The organism is Streptomyces sp. NPDC058240 (assembly GCF_042882135.1).
GTDB lineage: Bacteria > Actinomycetota > Actinomycetes > Streptomycetales > Streptomycetaceae > Streptomyces.
Genome location: NZ_JBHVWT010000022.1, coordinates 1 through 13,611, shown reverse-complemented (window position 1 = coordinate 13,611; position 13,611 = coordinate 1). Strand labels below are relative to the sequence as shown.

The 13,611-nt window shown below is 69.8% G+C and carries 11 protein-coding genes; 3 read left to right on the top strand and 8 right to left on the bottom strand.

Annotation, left to right across the window (positions count from 1 at the left end):
* The first annotated feature begins 41 nt into the window (after nucleotides 1-41).
* Nucleotides 42-1,277, top strand: a complete 1,236-nt coding sequence (locus tag ACFVX4_RS27630) for an MFS transporter (protein ID WP_389981852.1) — start codon at nucleotides 42-44, stop codon at nucleotides 1,275-1,277.
* A 51-nt stretch (nucleotides 1,278-1,328) separates the two neighbouring features.
* Here the strand turns inward: ACFVX4_RS27630 and ACFVX4_RS27625 are convergent, their stop codons facing one another.
* Nucleotides 1,329-1,886 carry a GNAT family N-acetyltransferase gene (locus ACFVX4_RS27625; protein WP_389981850.1) on the bottom strand — a complete coding sequence of 186 codons (558 nt, stop codon included), beginning with the start codon at nucleotides 1,884-1,886 and terminating at the stop codon, nucleotides 1,329-1,331.
* A gap of 149 nt (nucleotides 1,887-2,035) precedes the next feature.
* Here ACFVX4_RS27625 and ACFVX4_RS27620 point away from each other — a divergent pair, with 149 nt between their 5' ends.
* Complete coding sequence (locus tag ACFVX4_RS27620; RefSeq protein ID WP_389981848.1) at nucleotides 2,036-2,473, top strand: GNAT family N-acetyltransferase; 438 nt, start codon at nucleotides 2,036-2,038, stop codon at nucleotides 2,471-2,473.
* Nucleotides 2,474-2,731: 258 nt separating this feature from the next.
* Here the strand turns inward: ACFVX4_RS27620 and ACFVX4_RS27615 are convergent, their stop codons facing one another.
* Genes ACFVX4_RS27615 through ACFVX4_RS27595 form a run of 5 tightly spaced genes read right to left on the bottom strand, consistent with a single transcriptional unit; the run spans nucleotide 2,732 to nucleotide 10,003 of the window.
* Nucleotides 2,732-5,533 (bottom strand): hypothetical protein, encoded by a 2,802-nt coding sequence (locus ACFVX4_RS27615; RefSeq protein WP_389981846.1) that lies wholly within the window; start codon nucleotides 5,531-5,533, stop codon nucleotides 2,732-2,734.
* Entirely contained in the window at nucleotides 5,530-6,642 is a 1,113-nt protein-coding gene (locus ACFVX4_RS27610) for an AAA family ATPase (protein ID WP_389981844.1), read from the bottom strand. The genes ACFVX4_RS27615 and ACFVX4_RS27610 overlap by 4 nt, the downstream gene beginning before the upstream one ends.
* 30 nt (nucleotides 6,643-6,672) lie before the next feature.
* Nucleotides 6,673-8,115, bottom strand: coding sequence for a VWA domain-containing protein (locus ACFVX4_RS27605; protein WP_389981843.1), 1,443 nt, complete (start codon nucleotides 8,113-8,115; stop codon nucleotides 6,673-6,675).
* Nucleotides 8,112-9,530, bottom strand: coding sequence for a hypothetical protein (locus ACFVX4_RS27600; protein ID WP_389981841.1), 1,419 nt, complete (start codon nucleotides 9,528-9,530; stop codon nucleotides 8,112-8,114). Before ACFVX4_RS27600 ends, ACFVX4_RS27605 begins: the two co-directional genes overlap by 4 nt.
* Nucleotides 9,500-10,003, bottom strand: a complete 504-nt coding sequence (locus tag ACFVX4_RS27595) for a hypothetical protein (protein WP_266424308.1) — start codon at nucleotides 10,001-10,003, stop codon at nucleotides 9,500-9,502. Before ACFVX4_RS27595 ends, ACFVX4_RS27600 begins: the two co-directional genes overlap by 31 nt.
* A gap of 811 nt (nucleotides 10,004-10,814) precedes the next feature.
* Here ACFVX4_RS27595 and ACFVX4_RS27590 point away from each other — a divergent pair.
* Complete coding sequence (locus ACFVX4_RS27590) at nucleotides 10,815-12,299, top strand: hypothetical protein (protein ID WP_389981839.1); 1,485 nt, start codon at nucleotides 10,815-10,817, stop codon at nucleotides 12,297-12,299.
* A 116-nt stretch (nucleotides 12,300-12,415) separates the two neighbouring features.
* Here the strand turns inward: ACFVX4_RS27590 and ACFVX4_RS27585 are convergent, their stop codons facing one another.
* Nucleotides 12,416-12,649: a hypothetical protein gene (locus ACFVX4_RS27585; protein ID WP_389981837.1), complete on the bottom strand. Its 234-nt coding sequence runs from the start codon at nucleotides 12,647-12,649 to the stop codon at nucleotides 12,416-12,418.
* Nucleotides 12,650-12,656: 7 nt separating this feature from the next.
* Entirely contained in the window at nucleotides 12,657-13,334 is a 678-nt protein-coding gene (locus tag ACFVX4_RS27580) for a TNT domain-containing protein (RefSeq protein WP_389981835.1), read from the bottom strand.
* Nucleotides 13,335-13,611 lie beyond the last annotated feature (277 nt).

The window sequence follows — 13,611 nt, the reverse complement described above, 5'->3', positions numbered from 1 at the left end:
GCCCCTGCCGTCAATGCCCAGCCAGAACGCGGAGCCACCTCGTGCCCCACCTGATACCGGATACCGGTCCGCAGCGCGTCATCACCGCTTCGAACTTCGTCTACACCATCAGCAGCGGCCTCTATCTGACCGCCGGGGTGCTGTACTTCACCCAGGCGGTTCACCTTCCGGCCGCCCAGGTGGGGATCGGACTCGGCATCGCCGGATTCGTCTCGCTCGTCATGGGCATGGCCGTCGGCCATCTCGCCGACAGACACGGCGCACGGGGCGTCTACGCGATCACTCTCGTCGTCCGGGCACTGGCGACGGCCTGCTTCCTCCTGGTGGACAGCTTCTGGCCGTTCGTCCTCGCGGTATGCGCGGCCACCGGGGCGCAGGCCGCCGGGGTGGCCGCCCGCTCCCCGCTCATCAGGCATTACGGAGGAGACCGGCCGCAGGAGTTCCGCGCCCATCTCCGTGCCGTCACCAACATCGGCGTCTCCCTCGGCGCCCTGCTCGCGGGCTGGGCCGTCCAAGTCGGCACCCGTACCGCCTACCAACTCCTGGTCGTCGGCATCGCGATCGCCTGCGCGGCTTCCGCGGCCGTCCTGGTCCTGCTTCCCGCGGTCATGCCCGGACCTGTCGTCGACGGCCCTCGCTGGGTCGCCTTGCGGGATCGGCCCTACCTTCTGATCACCGCGCTCGACGGCATCATGGCCATCCAGTTCAAGGTGCTCACCGTGGCCGTTCCGCTCTGGCTGGTCGAGGCCATCACCGCCCCGCACTGGCTCATTTCGGGCGCCATGCTCGTCAACACCCTCATCGTCATCGCGTTTCAGGTGCGGGCCAGCCGCACCATCGACTCCCCCGCAGCCGGCGCAGGCGCCTACCGACGATCGGGCTTGGCCTTCCTCGTCTCCTGCTCGCTGCTCTCGCTGACCGCGGGGATGCCGCCGTGGGCCGCGGCCACGCTGCTCATGGTCGCGGTCGTGATCCACACGATCGGTGAGATGTGGCACTCCGCCGCAGGCTTCGAGGTGTCCTTCGCCCTCGCACCGCAGCACGCCACCGGCCAGTACCTGGGCGTTTTCGGCCTGGGCGCCGGCCTGGCCGAAGCACTCGGGCCGAGCCTGCTCATCTCGCTCTGCATCACCTGGGGCCGCCCCGGGTGGTACGTCGTAGGAGCACTGTTCACCGTGACCGGCCTCATAGCACCCCTTGCCGTCCGCCGGGCGGAGTACCGGCAGCGGTTCCGGCCCACACACATCGAAGCCCTCGGCAAGGCACCGGTCGCCTGAACGCGCCCGATGGCGGGACGGGCGGAACCGAGTCCCCATTGACGGACGGTCTCAGAGTTCGCCCGCCGGATGCAGTTGGGCGAACTCACCGGCGAGCATGCCCATCATGACGAGATCGTGGTGCCGGCCGGCAAAGAACACATGGTCGCGGAGGCGTCCCTCCTCCACGAACCCGAGCCGACGGTGAAGGGCCAGCGACGCCTCGTTGTGTGCGAAGATCCGCGCCTGGCACCTGTGGAACCGCCGCTCGGCGAACATGAAGCGCAGCAGCAACAGTACGGCTTCTGCCGCGTAGCCGTTGCGCCGGTGATCGGCGCCGATGGTGATGCCGTACTCGAACCAGCCCGACCGCGGATCGGCGTGGAACGAACCCACAGCTCCGACCGTTTCCCCCGTGTCGGCGGCTTCGATCGCCAACTGGAAACAGTCTCCGTCGGACTTGGCGGCTGCCTGCTCCTTCGCCCAGGCACGATGGCCCTCCGCGGATCGAGGCGGGTTCAGCAGGTCTCCCAACCGCTCCTCGTCCTCGGCGAAGCGCATGAACGCGGTCCAGTCGTCGGGCTCGATACCGCGCAGGCGTATCCGCTTTCCCGTCCAGAACGATGTCATCCCGCCATCGAATCACGCGGCCGGATTCGACGTCCAGAGCTTGCAGGACTTCCCGAATGGCCGCTGACCAGGCAATTCGCGGTGGAGCTCCAGACCTTCGCGACCTGCCTCCCAACGCGCTTGCGGGACTTGTCGGTAGGGTCACGCCCATGAGCGTCGAGGTGGAGGTCGTCCGCGGGGCGACCGACGAAGTGGTCGAAGCAGTCTCTCGCCTTCTGCCCCAGCTTTCGAGGACGGCCGGTGCGCCCGACCGGGAGTCGGTGGCCGAGTTGTTGCGCAGCGACGCCAACACCCTGCTGGTGGCCAGGGTCGAAGGACGAGCGGTCGGCATGCTGACGCTGATCATGTTTCCGCTGCCATCAGGTGTACGGGGCCGCATCGAGGATGTCGTGGTCGACGAGGCGGCCCGGGGGCACGGCGTGGGGGCGGCGCTGACGGAGGAGGCACTGCGCCTGGCCGAGGCGGCCGGGGTCCGGACGGTCGACCTCACCTCGCGTCCGTCCCGTCAGGCAGCGAATCGGCTGTACGAACGCCTGGGATTCCAGGCCCGCGACTCCAAGGTCTACCGGTTCGTGGTGCAGCCGTAGGGAGATTGGGCCTCGATCCACACACATGATGGGCCCGCTGCCGTTCGCGGGAGTCAACCGCACCATCGCCGTTGATGGGATCCCGCCCCGCTGTGTTGCACAGTCGGCGCGCTCGTTCCTGAGCGAGGTGAATCATCCACCCGGCGCGGTGCGTCGAGGAGGTGCACCGAGCCGACCTGTATCGGTCGGCTCGGTGCAACACGTGGCCCCGGTCGCCGCCGTCGACGGCTCCGCTGCGTGGGCTTGCGCCCGCCGAGGTCATGCGCCGGCCAGCAGCGCCTCCAGTGCGACGGCCGTATCCGGATGGCGACCGATCAGTGCCACACCTGCCGGGCCGGAGTCCGCCGTCTCCCACGTCCCCTCGCAACCCAGCAGACTCGCCACCGCGTCGCACGTCGCCGGGTGTGCGGCGAGCAGCGTGCAGCCGTGGCCGCCTTCCGCGTGGCGTGCCGGATGCGCGGCTTCCGGCTCCGGCTGGGCCCGCCACGGTGGCACCCACGTGTCCAGCGCCGCGAGCCGGCCGGGGAAGGTCCGCCCGGCCTCGCGGATCAGCAGGGGGGCCAGCTCCGCGCCGCCCGATCGCAGAGTGGTGATCAGGGTCGGCAGCCACGGCAGGAGCACCGGGTCCGGCAGCCGTCCGAACGCGTTCGACACCGCCTCCACCACGAAGTCGGTGAGGCCCGGGACAGGATCCAACGCGTACAGGAAGCCACTGAGGTAACGCGGATAGGCGGGCACCACCAAGGGATTGCCCAGCAACTCGTCGCACCTCGCCCGAAGGTCCTCGCGGGAGAGACGTCCGAGCTGCACCTGGGCCGCCCACAGCAGCGCCGTCTTCGACGACTCCTGCGGATGCGACTGGACCACTGCCAGTTCCAGTTGGGTCCGGTCGCACCCCAGCGACAGCGCGAGGCTCTCCATGCTGAACAGGAAACCCAGCATGGCCGCCACTTGGCGGACGGTGGCGTCGTCGTCGGTGAACGCCGTCGGCAGCAGGGTGCAGTAGTGGGCGTATCCGGTCTTGACGAAGGACTCGATCCAGGGCGGCAGCACCGGCTCGCTGGTGCGGTAGTACGCCAGCAGCCTCCGCACCCGGCGCAGTACCTCCGGTGCGCCGTCGACGCTGCGTTCGGCCGACAGCACCTCCAGGGCGTGTGTGCCCAGCTCCTCCGCGAGGCGGCGGCTGCGCAGGTACAGCGTCGCGTCCTCGACGGCTTCCAGGACGGTCGCCGCGGTGGCGCGCCGGTCGTACGCCGTGCGGCGCAGGCGCTGCTCCAGCACCTGCTCGATGCTGACGCCCTCGTAGCCGAGCTCGATGAGCGCACGCTGGTAGGTGCCGAGCGCGAGGTCCCACGACTCCTGGATCGGCCGCTCCCCCAGCTTCCGCTCGCCCATGATCGGCCGTGCGGCACCCTGCGGCATCAGGTAGCGCAGCATCCACAACATGTCGGAGCACCGCTCCAGTTCCGGCTGGGACACGATGTCCAGCAACGCCCGTTGCACACCCCCCTGCTGGAGCTTCAGCCCAAGGGGTGCGAGCCGGTCGTGCACGTCGCGGGCCAGGGGTGGCAGCGCGTCGTAGCCGACCTGGCCGACCCGGTCGCCGCCCATCATGATCTCCACGAGGCGCCGCACATCGCGCCGGCCGGGCACGGTGTCCTTCTCGATGCAGGTGACGGCCGCGTCCTGGAAGTCGTACGGCGTGGGCCTGGCCCGGTCGCGCATTCCGGCCAGCAGGATCGACGTCTCGAACACCGCGATGGCGTCGGCGGTGGAGGCGAGGTATCCGTTGCGGCGCGCAGCGCGCACGATCTCCACCGACCAGCCGAGCAGTTCGGCCTCGTCCAGCCGGTCCAGGGCGGGCGGTTGCCGCAGGAAGCCGGTCAGCTTGTCCGAGGGCGGGAGATCCGGTACGGGATCCACCGCGGCCGCGACCTTCCTGGCCCGCGATTTCTTCGTGCCCGCCTGTCCCGCCAGGCGGTACGGCTCCACGCGCGTGCGTCTGACGTTCTTCGCCCACACGGTGGCGGCGATCGACACCGAGCCTGCGGCGAGGCCGAATTGCGCCTCGATCGCCGCATGGCTGGACGGAATCAGGCCGTGCTGCCACGTGGTGGCGCTGGGCGGGCTGATCTCGAAGGTGTCCGTGCCGTGCACGCCGAACTCCGCCACCCGGCTGGCCGCGTGGAAGGCGCCGCAGACATAGAGGCAGTCCGCGGGATCGGCACCGGTCGCGGCCAGGTGCTCGCGCATCCTGGTCCACATATGGCGTTCGCGGTCCTCGTCCACGCGGACCCGGTGGGGGTCGCCCGGTGCGAGTCGCCGGAAGAGGCTTCCGATCAGAAGCATGACCTGGCGGTAGGTGTCGTGGTCGCTGTCACCGAGCGGCAGCTCGACGTACTGGTGCCACCATTCCGACCAGTGCCGCACCTTGCCGTGGCGCAGCAGGTGTTCCTCCAGCTCGGCGAAGCGCGGTCGCAGATCTCCGATCTCCACGCCGACGGCGTCGCCGTGCAGCGCGGCCTCCTCCTCGACGGGAGGTGCGTCCGGGTCGGCCGGCTCGGTGGTCTCCGTTCCGCGCGCGTCCCACTGGAAGACGTGGTCCGAGGAGCGGTCGACGAGGACCAGTTCGACGCCCGGCGTGTCCAGTGCGTAGGCGATCGCCTGGTACTCGGCGGAGGCCTCGGTGATCGGTGCGACCACCGACAGCGGGGACCACTCGGCCGGGAAGCCGTCGACCTCGGTCGCGAACGACTGGACCGCCACCGGCAGCTTGCAGTTGCGCAGTTCCGTCAGCAGCGGTGCCATGTCCTCGCACAGTTCGAGGTACACGACCTTGGGCTGCTTCTCCCGCAGCCGGCGGGCCATCGCGATCGCCGAGGCGGGCGAGTGATGGCAGACGGGGAAGATCTCGAGCGGCTCGCGGACCGCGTGGTCGACGTCGTCGACGATGCCGAGGAGGATGCCCTCCAGGGCGTCGGGCCCGTCGGCGAACGACGCGGCGGCCTCCTGCAGTTGGGCACGCAGTCCTTCGAAGGTCCCCTCGTGGGTGCTGCTCATGACAGGGTGGCGATCGCGTCGCGGCCGCCCTCCAGGAACTCCGGCCAGGATCCGCCCTCTTCCTTGCTGCGCGGCTCGACGACGCCGTGCAGGTACTTGTTGAGGATGGCCAGGTCCTCGGGCTCGCGCCGGGCCAGCGACCCGACGAGCGAGGAGGCCAGCGTGCGGGCGGTCAGGGCACGCTCGCCGAAGAAATTGCTGTACAGCACCGCGTCCTCGAGCACGCCGATCTGCTCCGCGGTGGACAGCGCGGACTCCAGCTTCTCGTCGTCGCTGCCGGCCGCCGCCGCCGAGGCCCGCAGGTCGGCGAAGCTCTGCAGCAGTACGTCGAGGAGTGTCGGCGGCACTTCCAGTTCGATCTGGTGACGGCGCAGCAGTTCCTCGGTGCGGAAGCGGACGATCTCCACCTCGCTCCTCTTGTTCGTCACCACCGGGATACGGACGAAGTTGAAGCGGCGCTTGAGCGCCGAGGACAGGTCGTTGACGCCACGGTCACGGCTGTTCGCGGTGGCGATGATCGAGAAGCCGGGCTTGGCGAAGACGATGCTGTCGCTGTCCAGTTCGGGAACCGAGATGTACTTCTCGGACAGGATCGAGATCAGCGCGTCCTGCACGTCGCTGGTGGAGCGGGTGAGTTCCTCGAAACGGCCGATGGCGCCGGATTCCATCGCGGTCATGATCGGCGAGGGGATCATCGATTCCCTCGACTGACCCTTGGCGATGACCATCGACACGTTCCAGGAGTACTTGATGTGGTCCTCGGTGGTGCCGGCCGTGCCCTGTACGACCAGCGTGGAATTGCGGCAGATCGCGGCGGACAACAGCTCGGCCAGCCAGCTCTTGCCCGTGCCGGGGTCACCTATGAGCAGCAGGCCCCGGTCGGAGGCGAGCGTGACGATGGAGCGCTCGACGAAGCTGCGGTCGCCGTACCACTTCTGCGCGATCTCCCGGTCCAGGCCGTCGGAGCGCTCGGAACCCAGGATGAACAGGCGGACCATCTTCGGGGACAGCCGCCAGGAGAAGGGCTTGGGGCTGTCGTCGATGGATTCGAGCCACTCCAGTTCCTCGGCGTACTTGATCTCGGCGGGGGCGCGCAACAGGTCGGACATGACAGGGCCTTTCTAAGCGTCTGAGCGTCTCTAGGCGAGGAATGTCTTGAGCTCGTGGACGAGCTTGCGGATGTGGCCGGAGAGCACCGGCGTACCGAGGTCCTTGAAGCGTTCGCGGAACCACGGGTTGACACTGCCGCGGCCGGAGCTGGTGACCGAGCCGACGGGTATGAACTTGGCTCCCGAGCGGTGAATGGCGACCATGCTCTCGAACAGTGGCTCGGTCTGCCATTCGTAGAAGTCGGAGATCCACACCACGACGGTGTTGCGGGGCTCGGCGATCTTCGGCTGGGCCAGTGCCATGGCCACCGTGCCGTCGGTGCCGCCCCCGAGGTTGGTGCGCAACAGGGTCTCGAAGGGGTCGTGCACCCAGGGCGTGAGGTCGAGGGCCTGTGTGTCGTACGCGATCAGGTGGACGTCCACCTTCGGCAGCCCGGCGAAGATCGACGCCAGGATGGTGCAGTTCACCATCGAGTCGACCATCGAGCCCGACTGGTCCACGACGACGATCAGCCGCTGGGGTGTCGTCTTGCGGACCGTGTGCCGGTAGTAGAGACGGTCGACGTAGAGCCGCTCCTCCTCCGGGCTCCAGTTGGTGAGGTTCTTCCAGATCGTGCGGTCGAGGTCGAGGTTCCGGAACACCCGCTTGGGCGGGACGGAACGGTCCAGGGCGCCCACCGTGGCCTTCTCGACCTGGGTGCGCAGTACTTCGGCGACCTCGTCGACGAAGCGGCGGATCAGGTCCTTGGCGTTGGCCAGGGCCACGCCCGAGAGGTTGTTCTTGTCGCGCAGCAGCTGTTCGATCAGCGACATGCTCGGGGTCAGCTGCGCGGCGAGCCGGGGGTCGGCCAGTACCTCGCGCAGGTGCATCCGCTTGACGAGGTCGGCCTCGATCGTGCCGAGTTCCGGGCCGATGGCCGGAATCAGCCGACTGAGGTCGGGGGTCGTGCCGCCACCGCCGCTGCCGGTCGGGCTTGCACCAGGCCCTGCGGTCCGTCCCCCGGCACGGCCACCACGCAGCTCGCCGGGTTTGCAGCCGAGCGCGCGCTCCAGCCAGCCCGCGTCGGACTGCCAGCGCGCCAGCTGTCCGGCGGTGACCGTGCCCGAGCCGGAGGCGAAGACGTTGAGCAGCACCTTCGACACCAGCGCCGCCCGTCGTACTTCGGCGGCCCGGTCGCGTGCGTCGTCGGGGTCGGGGGCGGGTGCCATCAGGCCGTCGAACTCGGCGACCAGCTCCGGGTGGCGCTGCACGATCGAGTCGACGGAGACCTGTGGGTCCAGAAGTGCGGAGGGCAGGCCGATGTCCTCGACGACGGCGAGGCTCGCGGATTCCAGCGTGCCCTGTTCCTCCTGGTCGAAGATCCGGGCGAGGAGCCGCCAGTACAGCACCTGGCGGCGGTTGTCCTGGGGGTCCGCCTCCGGGGTCCGCGGGGTCGTGTTCTCGGTGGTTCGTTCCGTCGTGTGCTCCGTCATTTCCGCAGCAGCCTCCCCGCACGCTCCCGCAGCACGGTCACGGCGTCGGTGGCGGCCTTCTCGGCCTTGACTCCGGTCTTGTCGGTCGTGCCGCCGGCCCATCCCCCGGCGTGGATCGCGACAGCCTTCTTCCGTACGGTCGTCTCGACGGCCAGGGGCTGGACGCGGTACGTCCCGGCGTCCCAGCGGAGCAATCCGATGCACGCGCCGGATGCCGCGACGGCCTCGGGGGTGAGCGGTCCGGCGGTCGGAATGCGGTCGGTGTCGACGGCGAGAGGGTCTCCGGCGAGGGTGAACGTCAGTGCGTCGTCGTCCTTGTGGGCGGCGTAGCCCTCCAGGAACACGGGGACGGCGATGCGTGCCGGGTGCCGGTCCAGGGGTGCGGTCGCCACGTCGGTGGCGGTGGGCAGCGCGACGCGGGCGGTGGCGAAGGCGTCGGCGGGCTCGCCCCGGCGTGCGTGCTCGTCGCTCCAGACCAGGTCGCCCTCGGTGGTGACCGGCATGTCGGTGAGGTCCATCGAGCGGCCTTCACTGACGGCTGCCAGGAGCGACATGTGCGGGCGGAGCAGTTGCCAGAGCCCTGCTCCGACGACCGTGTCGGGCTTCGGTACCGATATTCCGGCACGCACCAGGCGGGGCGACGCACCGTCCGCGGGCTCGAACACCGCGTGGACCTGGGCCTGTACGGCGGTCGCGTGTTCATGGACGTCGACGCCGAGGGGCAGGAGGCGGCCGGTGGCCGTACCGGTCACCGGCACATCGGCCGCACCGGGCAGCGTCAGCAGCAGCGCGCGTGCCCACAGGTCGGCCCAGCGTCGTGCCGGGATCCGCTCCAGGGACGTGCCCGGGCAGGACGCGGCAAGTTCGGCGGCGAATCCGTCGAGGAGCGTCGCCAGGCGGCGCAGCGCGGGGTCCGGAAGCATCGCGGAGATGACCGGCGCCGCCCCGGAGACCACGTCGTGGTCGATGCCCTGCCACCCGGAGCGCGCCAGATCGGACAGCCAGGACCGGGCGGCGGCGAGCAGGTTCGCCCCCTGCTGCCCGGTGGGCGACGGGACGGCCTCCTCGCTGCGGGGTCGGCCGGTCGCCTCCTCGATGCGAGTCATCAGTGCGTCGTGGACGGAACCGAGGAGTGCGGTGCGTGCGGCGGCGAGGGCGACGAAATGGTCCTCGCTCGCGGCTCCGCCCGCCGCCTTCTCCGCCGCCTCGGCGACCCTGGCGGCGAGCGGGGTCCCGGCGACCGCGTGGGCGAGTCCGGTCAGCCCGGTGGTCTGGGCGGGTTGCGGACGGAGCAGGCCGGCGACGAGCGCCCGGTCGAAGGCGTCGACGGCCGTGAGGGCTTCATCGAGCCCGGTGATGGTCTCCGAGAGCAGGTCGGTGCGCATCATGCCACCGCCCTGGTCGGCGGGAACCACTGCATCTCCGGCAACGGTGCAGTGGTCGGGGTGAGTTCGAGGTAGGCGAGGTGGCGCAGGAACCGGCTGAAGACGGGTGCGGCGGCCTTGCTGTCGCCCTGCGGCGGACGTGCGTCGCTCATGCCGGCGGTGATGGTGTGCGCGCTCGGCTCCCCGTCCGCGGTCTCGACTTTCAGGTAGCGGGCGACGCGCTCGGCGCCGTACTGCAGTACCGCCTCGTTGACCAGGGCCCGGATGTGATTGCAGAACGACCCCCGCGCGCCGCCGCACGGCCGATTGTTGTTGGTGCTGCAGGCGAACGTGTAGGTACCGGCGGCGACCGACGACACATAGACCCGGCCGATGTCCGAGCCGCTGGACACCACACCCTGCAGGCGTCCGTCGGCCAGCTCGACGAACGGGACTTTGGCCAGCTTGCGCGGTCGTGCGGGTGCTGTCACCCGTGCCGTGCTCGACCTCTCCCAGTCTGACAACGCACCACTCCTCTGTGCACCAGGGCGACTTCCGCGCCACAACGGCAGGACACGACCGAACGTACCTGCGACCACTGACAACGCCCGGTCGCGGACGCACGACGGTCCCCGTACCTGGCTGCGCATCGGACGCGCGTGGAGCCCGCTGCCCTGATCCCGAGCCGTGCTCCGCACGCCGGCTGCGGCACTTGTCCTGAGGCCCTGAGCGTGGGCTGTCGACGGTGCGGCCCGCTTCGGAGAGGGCCCCGGGGCACGAGGCGCGGAGCGGAGCGCGCCGTGCCCCGGGCAGGTGTCAGAGAGTGCGGGCTGCTCCTCGGGGGGCCCCGATCCCTCCGCCCGAGGGCAGCGGGTAGAGCGGGATGGCGACGAGGTCGTACTGGGGGCACGGCGTCGTGATGCACTGCTTCGGCGACGGCACACAGACATGTCCGGCAGGCGCCACGACGGCGGCACATGGGGTCGCCCGTGGTGCGACCGGATCTTCTCCGGCGGACGCCGGGCTCGTCATGGTCAGGGGCAGGGCGGTGAGAGCGACCGCCGTGGCGGCACGCAGCAAGTTCTCGATCACAAGCAGCAGAGATAGCCGCACACCAGCGCGGCGTCGCACCGGCGGAGGGGTCAATCACCCGTTCGGGTCGCGATGTTCACCATCGGAACGTACTTCCCATTTTAGGAGAAAGGGCTGTGGCACCTCGCCGGACGCTCGGGACGGTCACGCCGACCCGGCGCTCCGGGTACGTACAACCTTTTGTGCACCTCGCGTGTCGAGGGGGACGTTTCGTTGCTTGAGTCAATGAGTCAAGGAGTCCCGTTGCGCAGATCTGTCACGGCTGCTGCCGTGATCACAGCTGTCGTTGCCGTCCCGCTGGTCCCGACAGCGTCTTCCGCCGCATCCCCCTACAAGGGAGCCAACACCGCAGCCGTCCAGGACGACTTCAACGGCGACGGCTACCGCGACCTGGCGGTCGGTGCTCCGTCCGCGGCCAATGGCAGCGTGGCGGAGGCCGGAGCGGTCGTCATTCTCTACGGTTCGGCCTCTTCGGTCAGTGCCACGCGCCGGACCGTCATCACGCAGGCGACGTCCGGGATCCCGGGCGATCCCGAGGCATGGGACGGCTTCGGCCGGACCGTGGCCAGCGCCGACCTGGACCGGGACGGATACGCGGACCTGCTGGTGGGTGCGCAGGGCGAGGATGTCGGCGGCAAGGACGGCCGGGGCTCCGTGACCGTCGTGTGGGGCGGCTCCGGTGGGCTGAAGGGCGGCGCGAGCATCTCACCGCCCGCCGGTTACGGGGATGGACGCACGTACTGCGGTTTCGGCATGTCCCTGGCCACGGGGGACATGAACGGTGACGGCGCCCCGGAGGTCTCCATCGGCTCCCGATGCGAAGGGGCCTCGTACACCGGCCCCTTCTCCCGCACCGGAAAGGGCGCCTCCAACTACCGGGAATGGCGCATGGGCGATACCCGCGGCGTGGTGATGGGCGATGTGAATCACGACGGCAGGGCGGAGCGGTTCTGGCTGCCGGGTCCCTCGGACGACGACCTCCGCGGATCGGTCTACATCGACAACGGCCCTCCCGGCGATGACGGCCTCGATACCAGGCCCGTCGAACTCCCCTACGCCGACGGCCATTCCGGCCGTATCGGAGATGTCAACGGCGACGGCTACGGGGACCTCGTCACCGGCATCGCCGAGGACGACTCCCTTTCCGGCGGCACGGGCTCGGCGCACCGCGGTGGCGAGATCCAGGTGCTGTACGGCAGCGCGCAGGGCATCACCACCGCCCAGCGCCCGAAGATCTTCCACCAGGACACGGCGGGGGTCCCCGGCGTCGCGGAGAACGCCGACCGGTTCGGCCAGTCGCTCAGCATCGGAGACGTGAATGCCGATGGCTACGCCGACGTTCTCGTCGGCTCCCCCGAGGAGGCGGTCGGCACGCGCAAGTCGGCCGGCACGGCCGTGCTGCTGCGCGGTTCCGCCTCCGGCCTGACCACGGCGAAGGCGGCCGGATACACCCAGGACACCGCGGGCGTGCCGGGCGCCGCCGAGACCGGGGACCAGTTCGGTGCCGCGGTGCACCTTGCCGACCTCAACAAGGACGGCAGGGCCGAGACGATCGTCGGCGTGCCCACCGAGAACAGCGACGGCTGTGTGTGGGTCGCCCGTGGCTCGGCCTCCGGGCCCGTCCTGAGCGGCTCGGTCAACCTGTGCGGCAAGAGTGCCGGAATCACCGTCCGCGACGCCAAGGGCTACTTCGGTGCGGCGCTGACCGGCGTCCACACAGAGAGCTGACACCCGTACGTCCGGTCGCGCGGAACGCGACGCGGCCGGACGTACGCCGGGGGCCGATCACCGTACGGACGTCGGCCCTCGCCTCGCCCGCGGTCTCATCCCACTCCGTCGGCTCCTCAGAGGAGAAGGCGTAACAGATGCCCGCAGGCGGCCTGTTCGCTCGGGTGCCGAGCGATGACCTCGTAGGTACCGCGTTCGTACGCGCCGGTCTCCCACACCCCATCGGGTGCCTGCCGCAGGAACAGGAAGTCCGTGGGGGTGGGGACCGGTTCGTGGACGCCCTCGATGCGGTAGTAGCCGTCGGCCACGCCTGCCCGGCTCAGCGCCGCGTGCAGCTCCCGGCGGTCCACGCCGAAGCTATGCGCCGGCGGACGTGAGGTAGTCGTGCTCCAGCAACCACTTGACGTTCAGCCGCTGACCCTGGCCCGGGTCGAGGAAGACCGCGTCCAGCTTGATCTGCTGACCGCCGCCCGGCTGCTCGAACCACGGGGCGATGCTGCCCTGCCACACCCAGAAGGGCTTGGCCACCTTGTAGACGCGGTAGTCACAAGCGACGGCTGCGTCACGGGTGTTGAGGTTCTGCGGCGGCAGCGCACGCTCGGCGTACGCGTCACCGGCGGGTGCCAGGTAGCCGCCGTACTCGGAACCGAAGCGGTCCAGACGCTGGCCCGGACGCAGCTTGGTCGGCTCCTTGTCGATCTGCCCGTTGACCTGACCGAATCCGTCGTTGGGCGGGTACTTCCAGCTGCCGGAGTCGGCGGGGCCCTCCCAGTACTTCTTCAGGAAGGCCTGCGGGGACAGGATTCCGGTGCGCTTGTACCCCTTGAGGAGCGGGCCCACGGGCGCCAACCGGGTGTTCGGAAGCCACTTGGGACCGAGTCGGGCATCGCCGCGGAACTCACCGGTGCAGGGCTCGTGGCGGACCTTGGACGAAGACGACCGGTCCTCCGGCTTCGCCGACGCGCTCGCGGCGGGGGCCGCGATGAGCCCGGCGGTGATGCCGAGCACGGCAAGCACGTTGCGCATGCGGTTCATTCAGGTGTCCCCTCGGGTGCTGAAGATCATTCACGGTAACTGACGAAGAGTAACCACTCATTCACCCACAGCGTCCGCACCGTGCCGCTGAAAACCGGCCATCCTGTCGGGCTCCGCGGTGGCTCCCGCTGCGACGAGGAGGGCGACCGTTTCAAGATGGGGGCCGCCGATCGCCCAGTCCAGGGGGGTGCCTCTATGTTCTTCGTCAAGCGTGCAGGAGGCTTCGGTCCGGGCTCGATGTTCTCCGTGGGGCATGAGACTGTCTGGTTGTGTCGGA

Bases quoted from the DNA above. Each gene is read 5' to 3' on its own strand.
- ACFVX4_RS27625 (WP_389981850.1), bottom strand. From the start codon at position 1,886: ATGACATCGTTCTGGACGGGAAAGCGGATACGCCTGCGCGGTATCGAG.
- ACFVX4_RS27620 (WP_389981848.1), top strand. From the start codon at position 2,036: ATGAGCGTCGAGGTGGAGGTCGTCCGCGGGGCGACCGACGAAGTGGTC.
- ACFVX4_RS27615 (WP_389981846.1), bottom strand. From the start codon at position 5,533: ATGAGCAGCACCCACGAGGGGACCTTCGAAGGACTGCGTGCCCAACTG.
- ACFVX4_RS27610 (WP_389981844.1), bottom strand. From the start codon at position 6,642: ATGTCCGACCTGTTGCGCGCCCCCGCCGAGATCAAGTACGCCGAGGAA.
- ACFVX4_RS27605 (WP_389981843.1), bottom strand. From the start codon at position 8,115: ATGACGGAGCACACGACGGAACGAACCACCGAGAACACGACCCCGCGG.
- ACFVX4_RS27580 (WP_389981835.1), bottom strand. From the start codon at position 13,334: ATGAACCGCATGCGCAACGTGCTTGCCGTGCTCGGCATCACCGCCGGG.